The sequence below is a fragment of the Paenibacillus solanacearum genome (genome assembly GCF_910593845.1).
Taxonomy (GTDB): Bacteria; Bacillota; Bacilli; order Paenibacillales; family NBRC-103111; genus Paenibacillus_G; species Paenibacillus_G solanacearum.
This window is the reverse complement of sequence record NZ_CAJVAS010000092.1, coordinates 1-4,703: the sequence shown is the minus strand read 5'-3', so window position 1 is coordinate 4,703 and position 4,703 is coordinate 1. Positions and strand designations below refer to the sequence as shown.

Here is a 4,703-nt window from a genome sequence, read left to right as displayed (position 1 = left end):
CATGCGAAAACCCTTGTAGTACGCTCCGGTAGCATGATCTTTGAAGCGTGCGAGCATCTCGACAACCTTGCTCCGGTTACGTTCAAACATTGAATCGTCGAAGATGAACGCTGTCTCGCGCATATCCGAGGTCAGATTTTCCATGCGATGAACGGTCTCGAGGCTCAATAGAGTTAAAAAGCGGCGCCAAGCGTACCCGCTGTGGTTGAGAAAACGATACACGGTATCTTTCCCCGGATAATTGGTGCCCCGCCGGCTTTCGATTAGACGAAACCAATTCTTCTGTTGAAATAGCAGCACAAATATGATTCGGAACAAGGTCGCACAAGTGAAGCCAAATTTCTTCTTAAAGCCAGCTTCATTCAAGTGTTTGATGACCTTCAGTTCCTGGAAAGCCGGCTTAATTTCTGCTGGCAGTTGATCAATGGATAGTTTTTGTTCTATCATATAGAGGACACCTCTTCTGTGTGGTAGTAGTGTGACTTCGACACTCTCACTTTACCAAAAGAAGCGGTGTTTTTCTATTTTTCAAGCAGGGAATCTTATTGATCACAAATCCAGTGCGCACACGGACTTAGGCTGATTTATTAGATGCGAAAGTTGAGTTATGAACACCACTTCGAATTTCGGATTGCGAAGATTTGCCAGGCCCTTAATGTCTCTAGAAGCGGTTATTTTGCGCACATAACTCGTCCAGAGAGCAAGCGAAGCAAGGAGAATCGCGAACTTTTTTGGGACGATTAAAGAAATTCATGTAAAGAGCTCTAGAATCTACGGATCGCCACAGATCACTAACAATCTGCCGCATGAAAAGAAAGCAAGTCGCGGACGAGTGGCTCGCATAATTGGGCAGAATGGTATTCGTTCCAAGGTTGTGAAGAAATACAAAGCAACAACGAACTCGAAACACGATCTACCGGTAGCGGAAAACCTCATCCGTCAAGATTTTACGACGAGCAAACCAAATGAGAAATGGTTTTCGGATATTACTTATATTCCAACAGCTGAAGGATGGCTGTACCTCGCTGGTGTGATGGACTTGCACGGACGTAAACTCGTAGGATGGGCTATGGACAGTCGGATGAAGACAGAGCTGATTGCCAATACATTAAAGCAGGCGATTGGCCGTACTGGCGCTTCAACAGGCTTAATTGTTCATTCGGATCGAGGCGTGCAATATGCGAGTAAGGAATACCAGAAGCTTCTAAAGAAATACGGATTCGTTTGCAGTATGAGCCGCAAAGGTAATTGCTATGACAATTCACCGATGGGATCATTCTGGGGCAAGCTCAAGATGGAGTGGCTCGACGAGCGCACTTTTAAATCTAGAAGTGAGGCTAAAAAGGCTATCTACGAGTACATTGAATTTTTTATAACCGTGGGAGAACGCACCCATTCAATGGTTACGTGGCGCCTTTAAATATGAAAACCGGTAATCACCCGATAGGTAAACGGTTTTGTTGAGGGATTCTAACTGTCTACATTTTCAGGGAAGGGTCATCCATTAAAAAGAGTCTCATTATCTTTCTCTAGTAAATTAGGTGGGTATTTGTTAAAATGAATCTGAAATCGTGTTTTAATAACATCATTCGACACAATTTAAGGGGAAAGATATGTTAAATTCAAAAGATTATTCGCCTATAAGTATACTTCATACAATACGAAAAAATCGACAACTAATCATTCAACTTACAAAAAGAGACATAACAGACAGGTATAAAGGTTCGTTCCTTGGAATGTTTTGGGCATTATTAAATCCAATTATTATGTTAGTTATTTATACTTATTTCTTTGGTCTTGTTTTAAAATCACGATGGGATACAAGTACATCGGCTAATACAACCGAATTTGCAATAGTCTTATTTTGTGGAATTATAGCTTTTAGTTTATTTTCTGAAATAGTAACAAGAGCTCCTGGTTTAATTCTTGGAAATTCTTCTTATGTAAAGAAAGTAATATTTCCATTAGAGATATTACCAATTGTATCTTTGCTTTCTGCATTAACGCACATGCTAATCAGTTGTATAATCTTACTATTAGGCATCATTTTTTTTATTGGGAATATTTCTTGGACCATTATATTTTTTCCGTTAGTCATTTTGCCGATTATTCTTTCCTCGCTAGGTTTTAGTTGGTTTTTTGCTTCTTTAGGTGTTTTTGTTAGAGATATTGGGCAGGTGTTAAGCTTAGCGATTCAAGGACTTATGTTTCTAAGTCCAATTTTTTATCCTGTCTCTATAATTCCAGACCAGTTTAAATGGATTTATATGATTAATCCTATTGGATATGTTGTAGAAGATGTTAGAAATGTTCTAATATGGGGGAATTTACCGAACTGGAATTGGTTATTCATAGGTATTGTTATTAGTTCATTAATAACTTATTTAGGATATATCTGGTTCCAAAAAACCAGAGGAGGTTTTTCGGATGTCTTATGAAGATACTTCTAACATAGCAATTTCTTTAAAAGGTGTAAGCAAATGTTTTAAAATATACGATAAGCCACAGGATAGGTTAAAGCAAAAAATCTTTAAAAAAAAATCCAAGGATTATTACAAAGAATTTTGGGCGCTTAATAATGTTTCGTTTGAAGTGAAAAAAGGGGAAGTTATTGGGATTATTGGTAAAAATGGTTCTGGTAAAAGCACGATACTACAAATAATCGCAAATATTTTGAAACCTACAAGTGGTGAGGTTGAAGTTAACGGTCGTGTAGCCGCTTTATTAGAATTGGGAAGTGGTTTTAATCCAGAATACACGGGTAGAGAAAATGTATACATGAATGGTGCAATAATGGGGTTAACAATAGATGAAATAAAGGAAAGATTACCGCTTATAGAAGAATTTGCGGAAATTGGTGAATTCATAGATCAACCAGTTAAAACATACTCTTCAGGAATGTTTGTACGGCTTGCGTTTTCGTGTGCTATTCATGTGAATCCTGATATTCTGATAATAGATGAAGCCCTTGCTGTAGGAGATATGCATTTCCAATTGAAATGTATAGAGAAGATGAAATCTTTTAAAAAAGAAGGAAAAACAATTTTATTTGTTAGTCATGATTCATTCACCGTGAGAAATTTTTGCGATCAAGCTATATGGATGATGAATGGAGAAGTCCATGCACGTGGTGATGTTAAATTAATTGTCGAAGAATATCAGGATTTTATGCGACTAGGGGTCGGGAGTCAAGATTTAAACGTAAATTCTACTCCCTCGGAGACTAATAGGGAAATATTAACAATAAATGAAATAGCGTTTATAGATAAGTTTGGACATAAAAAAAAATCTTTCGAATTTATGCAAGATATCTCAATTATTGTAAGCTATTCTATACATCAAAGCTACAAGGGGATTGTTGGGGGAATCGCTTTATATGATAAAGAGAACAAGTATATATGTGGGTTAAATACTAAATTGGATTCTGTCAGTTTGCCTAGTGAACCTGGCAACTATCAACTTCTATTAAATTACAAAGGAGTAAGCTTATTGCCGGGTACTTATTTTTTGGAAATTGGTTTTTTTGATAGTTCTGCTGTTGTTAAACTTGATTACAAATGCAAGACTGACTATTTTAGAATTAATTCAGGTGAGTATCTCGCTGAAGGACTTGTATACCTTAATCATAATTGGGAAACAAGGAGTACAGTATAATGCTAAAATATGACCATGAATTAAATTTGTCAGATGAAAACAACTCAGTATCAAAAATCATAAATCAAATAGCCCCAGGTTCTAATGTATTGGAGTTAGGGCCTGCCACGGGTTATATGACTAAGTATTTAAAGGAGTCACTTGGGTGTACTATTGATTGTGTTGAAATTGATAGAGATGCAGCGAAGAGGGCTTCTAAATATTCTAATAAAATGATTGTTGCAAATTTAGATAACTTAGATTGGGGAACTAATCTGCAAAATGATTATTATGATTATATATTATTTGCAGATGTATTAGAACATTTGCGTGAACCTAAGAATGTTTTGCGATATGCAATCCCTTTTCTGAAGAAAAACGGTAAAATTATTACTTCAGTCCCTAATATAGGTCACAGTGCAATTATTTTAGAACTGTTAGAAGGGAAATTCGAATACAACAAACTTGGATTGCTTGATGAAACACATATTAAGTTTTTTACTAAAAAAAGTCTTTTGAATATGTTTGAAGAAGTTGGACTAACACCAGTTTCTTGGGATGGGACAATATTAATACCCGACCAAACTGAATTTAATCAATCATATGAAAAATACCCTTCTATGTTTAAACAAATTTTGATTGACCGTCCAGACCCGCATGTGTATCAATATATTACTGTCTTGCAAAGGAACGATGAGGTCAAAAAAAAACAGTGCTATTTGGATATAAAAGATCACTCTTTTACGCAGATGTTATATCTTCAAGTTTTTTGGCAAGAGGAAGGGTTTTTCAATGAAAATAATACTATAAAAAAAACATTAAAATACGGGGAAAATTCCATTGAGATAATCTTGCCACCTTTTAATAAATCGCTAAGAATTGATCCTATTAATAAATTAGGTTTTTTTGAAATAATAGATATTCAATTGACAAATGAGAATACTAACCTTCGTTGGAATGAAGGGACTTCTTTTGAAGAATTAACAAGTGTTTCTGGAGCATTAAAACTTAATGATAATGACAAGTTATTTGTTAGTTATAATAATGATCCACAATTAATAATTGATAAC

The 4,703-nt window shown here is 35.7% G+C and carries 4 protein-coding genes and 1 pseudogene; 4 read left to right on the top strand and 1 reads right to left on the bottom strand.

The window, feature by feature from the left end; all coding sequences use genetic code 11:
• Positions 1-447, bottom strand: a pseudogene (locus KXG62_RS33640) (IS4 family transposase); the annotation flags it as partial.
• Between the two features lie 271 nt (positions 448-718).
• Here KXG62_RS33640 and KXG62_RS33635 point away from each other — a divergent pair.
• The 4 genes from KXG62_RS33635 to KXG62_RS33620 all read left to right on the top strand — a co-directional run.
• Entirely contained in the window at positions 719-1,420 is a 702-nt protein-coding gene (locus KXG62_RS33635; protein ID WP_218096367.1) for an IS3 family transposase, read from the top strand.
• A 193-nt stretch (positions 1,421-1,613) separates the two neighbouring features.
• Positions 1,614-2,438, top strand: coding sequence for an ABC transporter permease (locus KXG62_RS33630; RefSeq protein WP_218096366.1), 825 nt, complete (start codon positions 1,614-1,616; stop codon positions 2,436-2,438).
• Positions 2,428-3,654, top strand: a complete 1,227-nt coding sequence (locus KXG62_RS33625; RefSeq protein WP_218096365.1) for an ABC transporter ATP-binding protein — start codon at positions 2,428-2,430, stop codon at positions 3,652-3,654. Before KXG62_RS33630 ends, KXG62_RS33625 begins: the two co-directional genes overlap by 11 nt.
• Positions 3,654-4,703 (top strand): class I SAM-dependent methyltransferase (locus tag KXG62_RS33620; protein WP_218096364.1); only part of this gene is annotated, 1,050 nt, incomplete at its 3' end. The genes KXG62_RS33625 and KXG62_RS33620, both read left to right, overlap by 1 nt.

What these genes read in the sequence shown, in the direction of transcription:
- KXG62_RS33630 (WP_218096366.1), top strand. Translation starts at nt 1,614, where the DNA reads ATGTTAAATTCAAAAGATTATTCGCCTATAAGTATACTTCATACAATA.
- KXG62_RS33625 (WP_218096365.1), top strand. Translation starts at nt 2,428, where the DNA reads ATGTCTTATGAAGATACTTCTAACATAGCAATTTCTTTAAAAGGTGTA.